Source organism: Aestuariicoccus sp. MJ-SS9, assembly GCF_032586235.1.
In the GTDB taxonomy this organism is placed as follows: Bacteria; Pseudomonadota; Alphaproteobacteria; order Rhodobacterales; family Rhodobacteraceae; genus Aestuariicoccus.
The window spans coordinates 1-628 of the sequence record NZ_JAWHTD010000136.1; the positions used below are offsets into that span (position 1 = coordinate 1).

Consider the following 628-nt stretch of genomic DNA (forward strand, 5'->3'; position numbering starts at 1 on the left):
CTAGGCTCTTTTCAGACCAAGGGAGTGAAGGATGGTGGCCGTTAAGATAGAGCGAATTCGGGATTACATCGGTCCAGTGACCAATACTGACATCTGGGATGAGTTCGAAGTTCGCCCGGACGACGTATTTGTCGTAACCCCGCCCAAGTGTGGCACGACTTGGATGCTGAACATCGTGATGATGTTGATATATGGTCGTGTCGTCCCTGAAGCAGGCAACCGGGAGGACGCTCCATGGCTAGATGCCGGATTCCGCGACAGAAAGGCGATTGCCGCATCCCTTTCCGGACAAACACGCCGACGGTGCATCAAAAGCCACACCCCCATGGACGGGATCTCCTACGGGGCAGAACCCACCTATATCGTCGTCTATCGCCACCCAGTGGACGTTCATCTTTCTTTTCGCAGCCATGTCGCAAACATGAAAGACCCGGGGAAATTAAGGGAAATGTTCCCTGACGACATTGGCGCGGGTTTCGACCAGTTCATCGAGGGAGAGCTGACCGATGCTGGCAGTGATTATCTAACCGTAGCGTCCATCGCCCATCATTTCTTACAGTCCAAAGCGCGCCAAACAGGGGGAAACGTGCATTTCTTCCACTACGCTGATCTGAGCCGAGACTTGCGG

1 protein-coding gene is annotated in these 628 nt (G+C 54.1%); it reads left to right on the forward strand.

The window, feature by feature from the left end:
* Window positions 1-31: 31 nt before the first annotated feature.
* On the forward strand, window positions 32-628 hold a 597-nt coding region (locus RXV88_RS23620; RefSeq protein ID WP_316296186.1), incomplete at its 3' end, for a sulfotransferase domain-containing protein.